This is a genomic window from Haloechinothrix salitolerans, from assembly GCF_042662605.1.
Classification (GTDB): domain Bacteria; phylum Actinomycetota; class Actinomycetes; order Mycobacteriales; family Pseudonocardiaceae; genus Haloechinothrix_A; species Haloechinothrix_A salitolerans.
The window spans coordinates 1449133-1464190 of the sequence record NZ_JBHSXX010000001.1 but is presented as its reverse complement, the minus strand read 5'-3'; the positions used below and the strand labels follow the sequence as shown (position 1 = coordinate 1464190).

12 protein-coding genes are annotated in these 15058 nt (G+C 66.3%); 5 read left to right on the top strand and 7 right to left on the bottom strand.

Features of this window, described 5'->3' with window-relative positions; genetic code table 11:
* Positions 1-206: 206 nt before the first annotated feature.
* The 5 genes from ACFQGD_RS06840 to ACFQGD_RS06820 are packed head-to-tail and all read left to right on the top strand — an operon-like array spanning position 207 to position 6573.
* Positions 207-1760 carry a hydantoinase/oxoprolinase family protein gene (locus tag ACFQGD_RS06840; RefSeq protein ID WP_345405991.1) on the top strand — a complete coding sequence of 518 codons (1554 nt, stop codon included), beginning with the start codon at positions 207-209 and terminating at the stop codon, positions 1758-1760.
* A gap of 46 nt (positions 1761-1806) precedes the next feature.
* Positions 1807-2916 carry a DUF917 domain-containing protein gene (locus ACFQGD_RS06835; RefSeq protein ID WP_345405988.1) on the top strand — a complete coding sequence of 370 codons (1110 nt, stop codon included), beginning with the start codon at positions 1807-1809 and terminating at the stop codon, positions 2914-2916.
* A 26-nt stretch (positions 2917-2942) separates the two neighbouring features.
* Positions 2943-3806 (top strand): FAD binding domain-containing protein, encoded by an 864-nt coding sequence (locus ACFQGD_RS06830; RefSeq protein WP_345405985.1) that lies wholly within the window; start codon positions 2943-2945, stop codon positions 3804-3806.
* Between the two features lie 8 nt (positions 3807-3814).
* On the top strand, positions 3815-4288 hold the full coding sequence (locus tag ACFQGD_RS06825; RefSeq protein WP_345405982.1) for a (2Fe-2S)-binding protein: 474 nt from the start codon (positions 3815-3817) through the stop codon (positions 4286-4288).
* On the top strand, positions 4285-6573 hold the full coding sequence (locus ACFQGD_RS06820) for a xanthine dehydrogenase family protein molybdopterin-binding subunit (RefSeq protein ID WP_345405979.1): 2289 nt from the start codon (positions 4285-4287) through the stop codon (positions 6571-6573). The genes ACFQGD_RS06825 and ACFQGD_RS06820 overlap by 4 nt, the downstream gene beginning before the upstream one ends.
* A gap of 6 nt (positions 6574-6579) precedes the next feature.
* Here the strand turns inward: ACFQGD_RS06820 and ACFQGD_RS06815 are convergent, their stop codons facing one another.
* From ACFQGD_RS06815 to ACFQGD_RS06785, 7 genes are read right to left on the bottom strand one after another with little or no spacing between them, the layout of a single operon-like run.
* Positions 6580-8139 (bottom strand): helix-turn-helix domain-containing protein, encoded by a 1560-nt coding sequence (locus ACFQGD_RS06815; protein ID WP_345405976.1) that lies wholly within the window; start codon positions 8137-8139, stop codon positions 6580-6582.
* On the bottom strand, positions 8136-9191 hold the full coding sequence (locus tag ACFQGD_RS06810; RefSeq protein ID WP_345405973.1) for a DUF917 domain-containing protein: 1056 nt from the start codon (positions 9189-9191) through the stop codon (positions 8136-8138). The genes ACFQGD_RS06815 and ACFQGD_RS06810 overlap by 4 nt, the downstream gene beginning before the upstream one ends.
* A gap of 9 nt (positions 9192-9200) precedes the next feature.
* The gene (locus tag ACFQGD_RS06805; RefSeq protein WP_345405970.1) at positions 9201-10319 is read right to left on the bottom strand and encodes a vWA domain-containing protein; all 1119 of its coding nucleotides are present in this window, start codon (positions 10317-10319) and stop codon (positions 9201-9203) included.
* Complete coding sequence (locus ACFQGD_RS06800; RefSeq protein ID WP_345405967.1) at positions 10312-11205, bottom strand: AAA family ATPase; 894 nt, start codon at positions 11203-11205, stop codon at positions 10312-10314. Before ACFQGD_RS06800 ends, ACFQGD_RS06805 begins: the two co-directional genes overlap by 8 nt.
* Positions 11202-11684 carry a (2Fe-2S)-binding protein gene (locus tag ACFQGD_RS06795; protein ID WP_345405963.1) on the bottom strand — a complete coding sequence of 161 codons (483 nt, stop codon included), beginning with the start codon at positions 11682-11684 and terminating at the stop codon, positions 11202-11204. Before ACFQGD_RS06795 ends, ACFQGD_RS06800 begins: the two co-directional genes overlap by 4 nt.
* On the bottom strand, positions 11685-12557 hold the full coding sequence (locus ACFQGD_RS06790) for an FAD binding domain-containing protein (protein WP_345405960.1): 873 nt from the start codon (positions 12555-12557) through the stop codon (positions 11685-11687). It abuts the gene before it with no gap.
* Positions 12554-15004 (bottom strand): xanthine dehydrogenase family protein molybdopterin-binding subunit, encoded by a 2451-nt coding sequence (locus tag ACFQGD_RS06785; RefSeq protein WP_345405957.1) that lies wholly within the window; start codon positions 15002-15004, stop codon positions 12554-12556. Before ACFQGD_RS06785 ends, ACFQGD_RS06790 begins: the two co-directional genes overlap by 4 nt.
* Between the last annotated feature and the right edge of the window lie 54 nt (positions 15005-15058).

The window sequence follows — 15058 nt, the reverse complement described above, 5'->3', positions numbered from 1 at the left end:
TTCCCGGGGCGGCGTAGGTCGTGCTGGCGATCATGCCCGAAGAGACGCAGCACTCTGCACTAACCACACCCGCGTGATTGAGCGATCTGACGATGACGCCCACGGCCACCCGCTCTTACTGTTCACAACAAGTGAGCTCCGAGGACGTCCGAGACGCACCTGCCTCGGCTCGGAGTGGCGACCAGGACACACACGAGGTGACGTATATGCGCATCGGCATCGATGTCGGTGGTACCAACACAGACGCCGTGCTTTTGGATGGACACTCCGTACTCGCCGAAACGAAGACGGCGACAAGCGGCGACGTCACCAGCGGAATCATCAACGCGATCGACCAGCTGCGGCGCGCGAGGCCGTTCGAGACCACCTCGATCAAGGCGGTGATGATCGGGACGACCCACTTCATCAACGCGATCATCGAAGCCGACCGGTTGTGCCCCACGGCGGCCGTCCGCCTCGGCCTGCCCGCGACCGCGTCGTTACCGCCCCTCGTTGGCTGGCCCGACCGGTTGATCAAGGCGACAAGCGGTACGGGGTACCTCTGCCACGGCGGCCACGAGTTCGACGGCAGGCTCATCTCACCGATGGACCGTTCCGAACTCATGCGGGTCATCGAGGACATTCACGCACGCGGTATCCGGACCGTCGCCATCTCCTCGGTATTCAGCCCCGTCAACGCGGAGCTGGAACAGGAGGTGGCGTCACTCGTCCTCGAACAGATTCCCGGCGTGCACGTCAGTATGTCCCACGAAATCGGGCGCATGGGCCTGCTGGAACGAGAGAACGCGACGATCATCAACGCGTGTCTGCGCGAACTCGCCGAGCAGGTCTGCACCGGACTCGCCGCGACGCTTCGGGAAGCCGGATTCACCGCACCGCTGTACCTGAGCCAGAACGACGGCACGCTGATGGACGTCGACTATGCCAGGGAGTACCCCGTCGCGACGTTCGCGTCCGGCCCAACGAACTCCATGCGCGGTGCGGCGTTCCTGTCGGGTTTGGAAACCTGCGCGGTGGTCGATGTTGGTGGCACGACGAGCGACGTGGGAATCCTGCAATCAGGATTTCCACGGGAGGCCACCGCTGAGGTCAGTGTTGGCGGTGTCCGCACGAATTTCCGGATGCCGGACGTTCTTTCGGTCGGAATTGGCGGCGGTAGCCGTGTCCGCGTGCGAGACGATGACGTCACCGTAGGGCCAGACAGCGTCGGTTACCGACTACGCGAGGAAGCATACGTCTTCGGCGGCAACACACTCACGGCGACGGATCTCGCGGTCGCGTCGGGACACACCGAGGTCGGCGATCCCTCACTCGTCGCGCAGCTCGACCCCTCGCACGTCAGAGCGGGCCTCGACCGTATCGCGGCGGAGGTCGCCGAGATAGTCGATCGGATGCGAACCAGCCCGACGCCGCTGCCCGTTGCGCTCGTCGGCGGTGGCAGCATCCTACTCCCCGACGAGCTGGAGGGCGCTGCCAAAGTGCTACGCCCCGATCACTTCGCGGTGGCGAACGCCATTGGCGCCGCTATCGCGCAAATCGGCGGCGAGGTCGACCGCATCTTCGCGGTCGCGCCGGGAAAGCGGGACGAGGTACTTGATACCGCGAAGCAGGAAGCCGTCGACCGCGCGGTCGCCGCGGGCGCCGAACCGGCGAGCGTCGAGATCGTCGACGTCGAAGAAGTGCCCATCGCCTACCTGCCAGGCAACGCGACACGCATCCGCGTGCGCGCAGTCGGTGACCTCGCGCTCCGCGACTTGTGACCACCAACCGAACGACTACTGACCTGTCCTGGAGGGACGCGCCATCATGGCTTTCGATATCACCATCGCCGACCTCGGTGACCTCGTGCGGGGCGCCGCGCTGCTCGGCACTGGCGGTGGCGGCGACCCCGCGATCGGCCACACGTTGGTGGCCGAAGCGCTGCGCGACGCCGGCACGATCACGGTAATCGACCCGGACGAGCTTTCCGACGACGACTTCGTGATACCAACCGCGCTCATGGGCGCGCCGAGCGTGCTGGTGGAACGCCTGCCGCGCGGCAGTGAACCCGTCGACGCACTGCGAGCGCTCGAACGCCACACTGGCCGCACCGCTACCGCGACGATGCCGATCGAATCCGGTGGGATCAACTCAACAATTCCACTTTTCGTCGCCGCCCAGCTCGGGATTCCGGTCGTCGACGCTGACGGTATGGGGCGTGCCTTTCCGGAACTACAAATGGAGACCTTCGCCGTCTATGGCGTTAACGGGTCGCCATTGGCGATCGCGGACGAGCATGGTCACACCGCGATCGTCAATACGGTGGCGAACAACAAGAAGATGGAGGACTGGGCGCGTGCGCTCACGATCAAAATGGGCGGCGTCGGTTACATAGCGGAATACGGGATGGACGGTGCCGAGGTCCGGCGAACCGCCATCCCCCGCACGCTCTCCCTCGCGCTGCGCCTGGGACGAACCATCAGGGAGGCGCGCGAACATCACCGCGATCCCGTCGAAGCACTGTCCGAGTTGCTCCCCGAGACGCTGTATCACCGTGGCGAGGTGATCTTCTCAGGGAAGATCGTTGATGTCGAGCGCACCACCGTCGAAGGCTTCACCCGGGGCAAGGCGCGGATCGCGGGCTTCGGTGACGAACCGGAATGCACGGTCGATTTCCAGAACGAGTATCTGGTAGCCCGAATCGGCGACGAAACGCGCGTCCTCGTTCCCGACCTGATCACGATCCTGCACCTGGAAACGGGCGAGCCGATCACCGCTGAGACGCTGCGCTATGGACAACGGGTTCGTGTGTTCGCCATTTCAACGCCCGAGATGATGCGCACTCCAGCGGCGCTGGAGACGTTCGGTCCAGCAGCCTTCGGATTGACCGAGGACTTCGTGCCATTCGAGCGACTGGCACGGACGGGCGTCCGATGAACGGCCCCGGAAAGAGGAGGTAGCGAGTGTCCACCACAGTGGCGAAGAACGGCGTCCATATCGCGACGTCGATGCGGGAAGCCGCCGCTATGCTCGCCGACCTTGGCGAGGCAGGAGAAGCGATCGCGGGTGGCACGTGGATCATGCGCGCCCCGGACCGCGACGTACCCGCGCACCGCCAGTACGTCGTGCTGAAACACGTTCCTGAACTGTTTGGCGTCTCCGTCGCGGACTCCGTCGACATCGGCGCCATGACCACCCATACCGAACTGGGTGGAATCGAGGCCGGGCCCGCCTTATCGGGTATTCGCCAAGCCGCACGGGAGTCGGCGTTCCCACAGGTACGCAACGTCGCCACGGTGGGCGGCAACATCCGGGCGATTGGCTTCGCCGAGGCCGATCTCGTACCGGCGATGCTGGCGGCGCGCGCTCGGCTCGAGCTGACGTCGCCAACGGGTACCTCGGAGGAGGACATCGGCGACTATCTCGCGACGCGCCACTCACGCCCCGCGGGGGAGCTCATCGGGCGTGTCCGGGTGCCAGCGCCGAAAGGGCGAGCATCGGCGTTCGAACGGCTGACGGTTCGCGCCACCGGGGAGTATCCCATCGTCAACGTCGCCGTCTCGGTCGATATCGACGACAGCGTCGTGCGCGATGCCCGGATCGCGGTCGGCAGCGTCGAGCCGGTGGCCAAGCTCTGTGTGTCCGCGTCCCAAGCGCTGATCGGCCATCGCCTCGGCGATTCCGCCGCCGTCGACGCGGCTGGCGTCGAGGCGGCTGGCGAGCTCACATCACGCGAAGGGCTGGACGCTCCCGGCTGGTATCGCCTCGCCGTCCTCCCCGCCCTCATCCGCCGCGCGATCGCGCGCATCGACCTCAGCTCAGCCTAGGAGGCGCCATGTCCTACTCCTTTTCCGTGAACGGGCAGGAAGTCGACATCGAGTCACCAGGACTCCGACCGCTGCTGTCAGTACTGCGTGACGACCTGGGGCTGCTCGGCGCCAAGCTCGGTTGTGGTGAGGGGCGCTGCGGAGCGTGCACCGTCCTCGTTGACGACGCGCCGGTCGCCGCGTGCCTGTATCCCGTCGCCAACGCGGACGGCTCCGACGTGCGCACCGTGGAAGGACTGGCACGGCACGACAGCGAGCTCACCGCGGTGCAGGATGCCCTGCTCACCCACGGTGGTGTGCAATGCGGTGCCTGCATACCCGGCGTGGTGATGACGCTCACGGCGCTGCTGGACCAGGATGCCCGCCCGGAAGACAGCGAGGTGCGATCAGCGCTCGCGGGCAACATCTGCCGGTGTACGGGCTACCAGAAGATCGTGGACGCGGCGATGGCCGCCACCGAGACGAACGGAGATCCCCGATGACCGTAGTCGGAACGAACGTGCGGCGTGCCGATGGCACGGACAAGGTACGGGGCGCCGCGATCTACGGCATGGACTACACCGAACCGGGTCAGCTCGTAGCGAAGGTGCTCCGGTCACACGTGCCAGCCGCCAACATCGTTGAGCTGGACACATCGAAGGCCGAGTCGATGCCCGGCGTCCGTGCCGTCGCGACCGCGGCCGACGCTCCAGGGCTTTCCGGCATGTTCTTCGTGCTCAAAGATCAATCGCTGTTCGCGCGCGACGTGATTCGCTACGTCGGCGAACCGCTGGCCGCCGTCGCGGCGGACACCCCTGAGCAGGCCGACGCCGCGCTGGCCGCGATCGACGTCGTCCTCGAACCGCTCGAGCCCGTACTCGACGTGGAACAGTCCCTCGCGGAGGGGACACGGCTGATCCATCCCGACTGGGAAACATACGAGACCTTGGTTCCCGGCCCCCGCGACGGAAACCTGGCGTGGGAAGCAAGCCTCGAACGCGGCGATGCCGACGCGGCGTTCGACGGCGCGGACGTGATCATCGAGGACGAGTTCCGGACGCAGCGACAGCACCAGACGTCCATCGAACCGCACGCCGCGGTCGCACGCTATGAACACGGCCGGTACGTGGTGCACACCCCGACCCAGTTCCCGTTCAACGTACGCGGCCGTATCGCGGAACTGCTCGGCGCCAGGATCTCGGATGTGCGAGTGATCGTGCCGACCATCGGTGGCGGCTTCGGCGGCAAGCTCGACATGATGCTGGAGCCGTTCGCCTGCATCTTGGCACGTAAGACCGGAAAACCGGTGCGGATAGTCAATACACGGCGCGAGGAACAGGCGACGTGTGGCCCTCGGGAGGGCGCGGTGGTGCGCCTACGCACCGCGGTTTCCTCCGACGGCACCATCCTCGCCCAGGAAGGCCGGATCATCTCCGACAACGGGGCGAACAGCAGCGGGGAGACCGTGGCGTGCGCGAACGTGGCGTCCTTGGTACTCGGCGGCACGTACCGCATCCCGAACGCTCGGTATGTCAGCCAAGTCGCCTACACCAACACGCCACCGACCGCCGCGTTCCGAGGGGTGAATGGGCCGTACTGCGTGTACGCGCAGGAGATGCACTTCGACCACATCGCCCGCGAACTCGGCATGGATCGCAGGGACCTGCGGCTACGCAACCTGATCCGCGCCGGTGACGAGATCGTGAACGGTCAACGGCTTGATGACGCGTTCCTAGCACAGGCCATGGATCGCGTCGAGCGGATCCGGCCGTGGGGACCGCCGAAGGAAGCGAACGGTACACTCCGCGGCATCGCCGTCGTCCCGCTCACCTGGATCACCAATCCAGGACCTTCTGGCGCCTCGGTCAAGCTTGAGGAGGACGGTACCGCCACGATTACCTGCGCGGCCGCCGAGATCGGCACCGGCGCGGTGGCCACCGGAATCAGGCAGATCGTCGCGGACCAGCTGGGGCTACGGTTCGAAGACGTGCAGGTCAGCCCGGCGGATACCGACACGGGCAGCTACGACCACGGCGCGCAAGGCAGCCGCACCACCTTCGGTATGGGAAACGCCGCTCAGGATGCCGCTGTCAAGGTGCGTGATCAGCTCCTCGACGTCGCCGCGGGCATGCTCGAGGCATCCGCCGCCGACCTCGAACTCGCGGACGGCACCGTTCGGGTGCAGGGAGCACCGGACAAGCAGGTACCGCTGCCCGCGGTGGTCGCGACGGCGATGTTCAGCCAAGGTCCCATCGTCGCGTCCGGCCAGTTCGCCGCGCCGCCCGTCCCGTTCGACGCGGGGTGCATGGCCGGCGCGTTGTTCACCTCGTTCACGGCGGCGACCTATCACGCACACTTCGCGGAGGTCGAGGTCGACCCGGACACGGGGAAGGTCACCGTGTCGCGCTATGTCGTGGCACAAGACGTCGGTACGGCGATCAACCCGCACATGATCGAGGGCCAGATCCAGGGCGGCGTGCTGCAGGGGGTCGGTTACACGCTCTTCGAGAACCTGCGGATCGGCGACAACGGTGACGTACTCGACGCTGGTCTAGAAACCTACCGGCTCCCGACCGCGGTCGACGCGCCGCACATCGACATCGAGATCCTGGAAAATCCGTGCCCGTATGGGCCGCTTGGCGCCAAGGGTGCCGCGGAGCCATCGATCGTCCCGGTCGCCGCGGTGATCGCGTGCGCGGTCGCCGACGCCATCGGCACGCCCATCAACGAGCTACCGCTCACTCCGTTCGCGGTGTTGCGCGCGCTCAGGAGCAAGCAGAACGAATAGCACCGATCAGTCCACGCGCTCTTCCCCGCCCCGCAGCACCCGGCACGCCAACTGGAGTACCAACCGCTCGTCGGGGCGGGAAAGGCTCATGGACAGCAACTGCTCGATGCGGCCGATGCGGTGCATCACGGTGTTCCGATGTACGCGCAGCGCGGCGGCCGCGGACGACGTCGACGATTCCAGCTCGAGGTAAGTCCGCAGTGTCTCGACGAGCTGGTCCTCGCCGGCATCGAGCAGCGGCGCGAGAAGCGTGCGGGCATAGGACCGGAACGCCTCCGCGTGGTACCAATCCGCCAACACCCGCCGCACACCGAGTTCGTCGACGTGTTCCACCCGACCGTTCCTGCTGGTCGCGTCAGCGAACAGACATGCCTCGCGCGCCTCGCGCAACGTCGTCGATATACCGCGCGGCCCCGCGTAGGGCCTCCCGACCCCGGCGACGACGTCAAGGGCGTCGGCCTCGGCGACGTCGTCGATGGCCTTACGGATGGCCGCCGTGGTGTCGCGATACGAGGCGCTCCTCGGCTCTCGATTGTCCGTGGCCCAGCATGACCAGCCATCGGTTCGTTCCACCACCGGCCCCGCGAAACCGTTGTCGTTCAACGCTCGGCGCACCCGTCCGGTATGCCGCACGATCGACGCGGGGTCGCTCAACACGCGAATATGAACTCCGGTGTGCCAGCCATCGAGGCGCCAGCCGGCGCGAACCGCACGCTCCGCGAGGTGTCGGGGAATCGCGCCACCAGTGTCGATCAGCTCTGACAGCAATGTGCTCCTGTCACGGGCATCGCGTTCGCTCGCCAGCCGCTGCCGCGCGGCCCAGTTGGCCCCTGCCGAGGCGGCGGCGGACAATGCCTGCAAGGTGCCTTCTGTCCAGTACTGGTGGGATGGCGGGATCCGAGCGATGAGCCACAGCTCGGGGTGGCGCACGTCCTCGACGAATACCGGCGCGCACAGCAAGTGCCCATCGGCGACGTCGACAGCCTGCGGAACGGGACGTTCGAACAACGCAGCGGGGAGCTCATCCGGCCGATCTCCCGCTACGACCGCACCATCCGAACTCAGCAGTGCGGCCGAGGCACCGAGTTCCGTGTTGACCATGGTGATCAGTTCATCCGGCTTCGTGACCGGAGTCCGCAGCCTGCGCAGCAGACGTGACAGCACGACGGTGGAAAACCGTTCAGGATCATGCACATGGCGCGACACACGCCAGGCGAGATGGACCGGATCGCTGTCCGGTAGCGCGAGCAAGGGCATGCCGAGACGCTCGGCGAGCCTACGGGTCGACAGCATCAGCCGGCTCGCTCCCGTCAGCATTACCGCTACCGCGCCACCGGTGTCCGCCTTGCGCAACAGCAGCTCGGCCTCGTAACCAGATGAACGACGATAAGCGGCCACCACGAGTGCGCCCCGTCCGATGGGCGTTCCGCCGCCGAGCAAAGCCACCACGACGTCACGCACCTCGCGATCGAGGCGGTCCTCGTTACCGCTGATCTCGTACCCAGCCAGTTCCTCCAGCCGGAGCAGCTCACGCACCGTGACTGGCCGGTCCACCACATCAGTCACGATTCACCTCGCGGAATCGAATACGGCACGTCGTAGCCAAACGCGCGGGGACCAACGAGGCCGAGCCCCGCGGGCGTTCGCCACGCCGCGGCGCACGGCAGCACCAGCACGTCCACTTCGAGGCCGTACCGCACGTCCTCGCTGGTCACGGGCACACAACGATCAGCCTCGAGCAGGCAGATGATGTCCGGTACGCAGGCTCGCACCTCGCCGTTCTCCAGAACGAGCAGGTTCTCGTTCTGGAACTCGACCCGTAACACGCGATCGGCATCGTCGAGATGCTGAAGGATCGCGCTACCACCCCCGAACCGACCTCTCGGCCCTCTCTCCACGTCGACGACTCGGCCGCGGAACAGCGCACGGCCCCCGTGGTCGGCGAGAACGGCACCGTAGTCTTGCCTACTGAGCACTCTGCCCACGCTCAACGCGCGGTGAATCGTCCGCGGGATCGCGTATCGAGTGATATCGCTACCTCGCTGCGGCGCCATGATCACCATGGCCCAGCCGCCCATAGTCACGACGGCCGACCGTGCCAGTTGCTCCGCGAGCAAACCGTCCACGCCGTCCAGCACCGCGAGCGCGCCCTTGTCATCCGCGGCCACCATAGGAGACACGGCCAGCCCATTCAGCGTGAAGACCGTCTGATCGAGCTGTGGCAGCGCCCTGCCCATGCCATCGGCGTCCACGAGTGGCAGTTCCAGGCTGGCCGCCGCGGCGACGGCCAGCAAGGCGTTCACCCCCGCCGCTTCGAACCCGAGCACCGCTCGCAACCGAACACCCGAGTACCGCTCAAGCGCGGCCACCGCCCGCCGTACCTCGGTCCCGGCGAGAGGCTTCTCCTCGAAGACCGTCACCGAGCCGACGAGCCCGAGTGGCGCCGCATAGGCGTCCGCGTCGAGCTCACCGACATCCAGCACCGTCAATGGTCCGGTCAACCGCAGCGCGCGCTCGGCGAGTAACGCCGCCGCGCGGGTCGATCCGCCCCCGCCGCCTCCCAGCAGGGAGGCACCGAGCGCGAGCGTCCGTATTTCCTCCGGCCGCAGCTGCCACATGGCCGAACTCTACGGCATCGACCCGGCTCGTGACCGGCTGAGACGACGCGGTTCGATCACGCCGGCCAGCAGGTGGGCGAGGTCTTCCAGGTCGGCCAGGTTGTGGCCGCTCGCGAACACATCGACATGGGGAAGCGCGGCGCGCATCCCGCGCGCCAACGGCTCGTAACGAACGCTGGCGCTGAGTGGGTTGAGCCAGACAACCCGGTGCGCGAGCCGGGACAACCGAGCCATCTGCGTGCCGAGCACCGCCGGATCACCGGTGTCGAGACCATCCGAGCAGATGACAACAACAGACCCGCGAGCCAGCCCCGTGTGCCCTCGGTCGTCAAGGAACCGCTTGATCGAATCACCGATCCGCGTCCCGCCGTCCCAATCAAGCACCAGATCCGCGGCTCGGTCGAGAACATCATCTGGCGTAGCCCGCGCCAGCATCGTCGTCAGGCGGGTGAGGCGAGTACCGAAGCAAAACACGTCGACCGGAGCACGCGAACGGGCACCCGCGTGCGCGAACATCAGCAGCGCGCGGGCATAGTCGACCATGGAATGCGAGACATCGAGAATGAAGATCACTCGGCGGGCACGGACACGACGGACGCGAGTGGCACGCGATAGCGGTTCGCCTCCCGACCGTAGAGCACGACGAACGGTACGACGGAGATCAGGCGCGCCCCGCCGTGCCGAACGCCAGCGCCGTGACCTGCGCGGTGGTGGCGTGATGGTCAGCTCGGCCAGCAACCTCGCGAGCTGACTTAGTTCGTCTGGCGACAGCGCGGCGAAGTCTTTGCGCCGAAGCATCTCGGTCGCGCTCGCGACACCATCGGATTCGTCAAGCCGTGCACCCTCATCGTCGCCCAGGTCGGAAAGACGTGCCTGACTCGCCGCGCTCATCACGGTGCGGGTCCGCTGATTCGGCGTACCAGCGAAGTACTCCGCGAACACCCGGTCGTATATCGGGAGGTCCCGAGGTCGGGATACCAGCGTCACCCTGCCAGACCAGTACAACTCGCCTGGCCCCGCGAGCACGGCCGCCGTGCAAAAGTCGACCATCATGGCCGGACTCACCGCGAGCCCCGCCCGACGCAGCCGGTCACCGAAACCGGCGAGATCGACGTATCCGTCAGTCATGGACCGTCTCGATCAACGCGGCCGTAGCCCGTTCGGCATCTTCCCGGTTCTTGACGACCGACCCGATCGTGGACTGTGCGACATCGGCATCGACCCCCCGCGCTCCGACGAGCGCGAGCGCGGCCGTCCAGTCAATAGCCTCGGCGACGCCCGGGTGTTTGACCAGGTCGAGTTCACGGAGCCGGGCAACTGCCGTCGCCACCGACACCGCCAGCTCCTCGGAGGCATCGGGAACACGGAGCCGGATGATCTCAACCTCCCTTTCCAGCGTAGGGAAGTCGATCCAGTGGTAAAGGCAGCGCCGCTTGAGCGCGTCATGGAGCTCCCGCGTGCGGTTGGAGGTGATCACCACGACAGGTGGCGACTCCGCGCTGATCGTGCCAACCTCAGGGATGGTGACCGCGTAGTCGGACAGTATCTCCAGTAAGAACGCCTCGAACTCATCGTCCGCGCGGTCCAACTCGTCAATGAGCAGTACGGCACGCGATCCTGCCTTGATCGCACGCAGCAACGGACGCTCGAGCAGGAACTCAGGCCGGTACAGCTCGCCAACGCTCAGCCGAGGATCCCGCTGCAGCTCATGAGAGGCCCGCGCGTACAGCAACTGCCGCGAGTAGTCCCACTCATAGATCGCCTGCGACGCGTCGATGCCTTCGTAGCATTGCAGCCGGACGAGCTCGCCGCCAAGCAGGCGGGTCAGCGTCTTCGCTACTTCGGTCTTGCCAACCCCCGCCTCTCCCTCGAGGAGCAGTGGCCGTCTCATACCGAGCGCGAGGAACAGCGCCGTCGCTAGCCCGTGATCAGCCAGATAGTCCTGCTCACGGAGTGCCTCCTCGAGATGAGCGATCGTCGGGAACGCCGGATGCGGCTCACGTCGTGCCGTCACGATGTCGAGCGTAGCTGCCGCGCGGCGTCGTGGATCGAGTCAACGATGAACTGATAACCAGTACAGCGACACAGGTTTCCCGAGATGCCCTCGCGAATCTCGTCCTCCGACGGGTCCGGGTTGTCCTCGAGCAACTCGCATGCCGTAGCCAGCATTCCCGGCGTGCAGAAGCCGCACTGGAGGCCATGATGCTTCCAGAAGGCTTCCTGCAGTGGATGCAGGTTTCCATCGCTGGCCAGGCCCTCAACCGTCGTGATCTCCGTGCCCTCCGCCTGGACGGCGAGCATGCAACAGGAACGCGCGGTGCTGCCATCGATACTGACGGTGCACGCACCGCACACGCCGTGTTCGCAGCCAAGATGTACACCGGTGAAGCCGAGATCCTGCCGTAGGAAGTCAGCGAGCGTCTTCCTTGGCTCGCAATCAGCGCTGTACGTTCGACCGTTCACCTTGAGAGTGACGGTGACCTTGCCAGTCATCTACACACCACCATTCGCTCGATTGGTTGCCTTCGTGATCGCCCGACGGCTGAGCACGGCAGCCATCTCGCGCCGGTATTCGGCGGGGCCATGGATGTCGTTCGGCGGATCGGTCGCGTCAGCGGCGGCCCGCGCGGCCGCGCTGATCACATCGGGTGTCACCGCCGCACCTTTCAACAACGCTTCGGCGCCGGTGGCCCGCACCGGGGCGGGCCCAGCCCCGGCCACCGTTATCCGGGCATCCTGGCACGTCCCATCCGTGCCGATAGTCATCGTGGCGAACACCGCGACCAGTGCGAAGTCGCCAGAGCGGCGAGCGAGTTCCTCGACCGCGCACCCGGTGCCCTGCGCGAGCACCGGGACGCGAACCTCGGTTATGACTTCCTCTGGCTCGATCGCGGTCATCAGGTAGCCCTGGAAGAAGTCCGCCGCCGCGATCACTCGCTGCCCGTGCGGCCCTTGGACCACGAGCTCGGCATCCAACGCGACGCAGGTGGCAGGTAGCTCCGCCGCGGGATCGGCGTGCGCGATGCTGCCGCCGATAGTGCCGCGGTTCCGGATCGTCACGTGGCCGACATACCGCAATGCTTCGGCGAGCAACGGAACATTGCGCCGCACCAGCTCCGACGTCTCGGCCAGGCGGTGCGTGGTGAGCGCACCAATTTCCACGTGACCGTTCGCCCTGCGCACGTAGGACAGGTCGTCGATCCTCGTGATATCGATAACCGTCGTCGGCCGCGCCAGCCGCATGTTGAGCAACGGCACAAGGCTCTGGCCACCCGCGAGAATCTTCGCGTCCTCATCCTCGGCGAGCGTCCGTACCACCTGGTCAACGGAGGTCGCCCGGACGTACTCGAAAGTCGCGGCCTTCATCGGTTGTCCTTCCCGGCACGCATCGCGGCCAGCAGTCGTGGGGGTGTGATCGGGAGCGACGTGATGGAGACGCCGTAGTCGGAAAGCGCGTCCTCGACCGCGTGTGTGATGGCCGCGCCACCGCCGATGGTGCCGCCCTCTCCCATGCCCTTGAACCCGCCGGGAATGTGATCCGCGACCGTGGCCATGTGTTCGAGCTTGAATGGCGGGATCTCGCTCGCCGTCGGGATCAAGTAGTCCATGAACGTAGTCGTTTGGATCTGCCCGTCATCGCCGTAGACGAGCTCTTCGTACAGCGCGCCTCCGATCGCCTGGGCCGCGCCGCCGTGGAGCTGGCCGTCCACGATGAGCGGGTTGATCACGGTTCCGCAGTCGTGCGCGATGAGGTAATCCAGCAGCCGAACCTCGCCGGTTTCGGTATCCACCTCGGTCAGCACCGCGGTGCACCCATAGGAGAACGCGACGTTGGCCGGATCGAAGACCTCCCGCTCCTCGAGCGTGGGGGACTCGGACTCGGGTAACAACCCATTCATGCGCCGATACGAGGCGTCGCCGATCTCCGCCATGCTGATCGACTTGTCCGGCGCACCGGCCACCGAGACACGACCGTCCTCGACGACAAGGTCCTCCGGCGATGCCTCCAGGACTTGCCCCGCGATCCGGAGCACCTTCTCCTTCAGACGTGTCGCGGCCGTCAGCACCGCACCACCGCCTACCGCGGCGGCACGGCTGGCGCCGGTCCCGTATCCCGTGTAAGGACACGTGTCCGTGTCACCGACGACCACCGTGACGTCGTCGAGTGCCACACCGAGAGACTGCGCGGCGACCTGGGCGAGCGCGGTCTGCACGCCCTGGCCCATGGCGCTCTGCCCGGTATAGACCGTGACGCGGCCGGTCGAGTCGATGCGCACGACCTCCTCATCGAAGCCGGAGTGCTGCAGCCCCGCCATGTTGAGGATGCGGCTCGGGCCGAACGCGGTGATCTCGACGTGGAAGGAATAGCCGATACCCACGGCGGTACCGTCAGCGCGAGCCTTGTCGCGACGTTCGAGCCAGCCTGCCTGCTCGACCGACTTCCTGCAGAGGTCGAGGCAGTCGGCATAGCGCCCGCTGTCGTAGAAGAACACCGGGCTGCCATACGGGAACGCGTCGGGCGGCACGAAGTTCTTCAAGCGGACATCCTGAGCATCCATGCCAATGCGCTGAGCAAGCAGCTCAACCATGCGCTCGTGCACGAAGTTCGACTTGGGCTGGCCCCAGCCGCGGTATGAGCCGTAGGGCGAGCGGTTGGTCATGACTCCCACGACGGAGAGCTCCACGTTGGCGATGTCGTACGGCCCGGTCATCAGAGCGGCGGTTGTCCAGCACGGTCCGATGCCGACCGTGCCGAGCTGCCCGCCGAGCACCGCGTACACGGTCGCCTTCAGGCCAGTGATCGTGCCATCGGACGTCGCCGCGAGCTCCACGTCGATCTTCTGCTCACGGGAGTGCGCGTTCGCGACGAAGCTTTCCATCCTGTCCTCGATGAGCTTCACCGACCGTCCCGTTCTCCGGGACAGGATCGCGGCGACGATCTCCTCGCCATAGAAGTCGAACTTGTTACCGAATCCGCCACCGACATCGGGGGTTCGGACTCTGATCTTGTCGACCGAGATGCCGAGTACCTCGCCAAGAAGATCTCGGGCGAGGTTCGGGGATTGCGTGGAAAGCCACATGTCGAGCTGGTCGGTGTAGGGGTCCCACGTCGCGACCACACCTCGTGTCTCCAGCGGAGTGCCCATCTGCCTCGCGAACCGGAAGGTCTCACTGACGACGACGTCGGCATCGGCGAACGCGGTGGCGACGTCACCCTTGGGGATCGTCGTACTGCCGCTCACATTGCTCGGCCAGTCCTCATAGAGTTTGGGCGCGTCCTCCGCGAGGGCGTCCTCGAGGGTGGCGACGGGAGGCAGTTCCTCGTACTCGACATCGATGAGTTCGAGCGCGTCCTCCGCCGTGGCCCTGTCCTTCGCCGCGACCGCGGCGACCCCTTGACCGACGTAACGAACCTTATCGACGGCAAGGGGATAACCGTCCGGTATCAGCTGGTCAGGGATCATGCGCCAGATCACAGGCTGGGGCGCGCTCACCGCGGCTTTCACCTCGGCGCCGGTTACCACCGCGTACACGCCGGGATGCTCCAGCGCCTCGCTCGCGTCGATACTGAGGATGCGTGCGTGCGGCACCGGGCTACGGAGTACAGCGGCCTCCAACATGCCGGACAGCGCAACGTCATCGACGAACTGCGTGCGGCCGGTCAGCAGCCTGAGGTCTTCCTTCCGGCGCACCCGAGCCCCGATCAACCCATCGTGGGTGTTCTGCTCGACCAAGGTGTCCTCCCGCTTCGTCTGTCCCGGCCGGCCCCGGGGTCTGGCCAGCGCGACGAACGTTCTATCGCGCCTTTCCATACCTTCCCGCTCACCGCGCGAGTACGCATTGTGCAGCGCGAAAAATCCGCGGGG